The following is a 1,343-nucleotide window of genomic DNA, read 5'->3' as shown; positions in this document are numbered from 1 at the left end:
GCCCCCCCGCCAACACAACACAAAACAAAAGAAACCCCTTAGTGTACGAAACCCCCCCCCCCCCCCCCCCCCCCCCCTCCCCCCCCCTTCCCCCCCCCCCCCCCCCCCCCCCCGCACAGGTGACCTGCCCCCTTCGCACTTCGAACAACGAACCGAGGAATCCTCCATGCTGTCCGCTGCCCGCAAGAAGTCCGCACTCGCCGTCACCGCCACCGCCCTGGTCGCCATCGCCGCCCCGCTCCTCACCACCGCCACCACCGCATCCGCCGCCTCCGTGTCGACCTGGGACAAGGTCGCCCAGTGCGAGGCGGGCGGAAACTGGAGCATCAACACCGGCAACGGCTACTACGGCGGCCTCCAGATATCGATGTCGACCTGGAGCGCCTTCGGCGGTGCGAACTACGCGTCCCGTCCCGACCTGGCGACGAAGCAGCAGCAGATCCTCACGGGCGAGAAGATCCTCGCCGGCCAGGGCCAAGGCGCGTGGCCGTCCTGCGGTCCCGCCGCCGGCCTGGGCGCCGACCACGCCGACCCGTACCCGACCACGCCTCCGGCCCCCGCGGTGTCGCCGGTGGTGAACCTGTTCGGGATCGGTTCGGACGACCGGATCTACGGCAACACGGCCGACTACTCCAAGGGCAGCTGGTCCGGCTACGGCGTCACCGACCCCCAGCAGGGCTACCGCCAGACCACCTCGATCAAGGTCGGCGACGAGACCCACCTCTACGCCATCGGCTCCGACGGCCGCATCCACGAAAAGGTCGGCAACGGCGCCTTCCAGCAGGTCGACAACGCCCAGGGCTGGCAGCAGATCTCCGTCGTCAAGAACGGGAACACGGTCCGCCTGTTCGCCCTCGGCTCCGACGGCCGCGTCTACGTCAAGGACGCCGACTACGCACAGGGCCAGTGGAGCAACTTCCAGCTCGTCGACGGCACCGCCGGCTTCAAGAAGATCAGCGTCACCGTCACCGGCAGCACCGTACGCGTCTACGCCATCGGCGCCGACGACCGGATCTACAACAACAACATCGACTCTTCGGCAACCGGCTGGTCCGTTGTGAACAACGGCGCGGACAACGCCGCCGGATGGAAGCAGCTCGCGGCGACGGCAACCTCGGACAACGTGGTGCGCCTCTACGCGGTCGGCTCGGACGACCGGATCTACAACAACAACGGCAACTACGCCGCAGGCAACTGGAGCGGCTTCGGACAGGTCGACGGCGCCCAGGGCTGGAAGCAGCTCGCCGTCAGCCCCGCGGGCAAGACCGTCCACCTCTACGCCATCGGCTCCGACGAGCGCGTCTACAACGCCGACGCCGACTACAACGCCGGCAAGTGGAGCC

General features: G+C 68.6%; 1 protein-coding gene. It reads left to right on the top strand.

The genetic code is table 11. From position 1 onward, the window contains the following. Positions 1 to 166: 166 nt before the first annotated feature. Positions 167 to 1,343 (top strand): transglycosylase family protein (locus tag ACZ49B_RS39130; protein WP_468316094.1); only part of this gene is annotated, 1,177 nt, incomplete at its 3' end.

It is taken from the genome of Streptomyces sp. NPDC031132, from assembly GCF_055570595.1.
The sequence above is the reverse complement of the archived record's forward strand: the minus strand, read 5'-3'. Positions and strand labels throughout refer to the sequence as shown.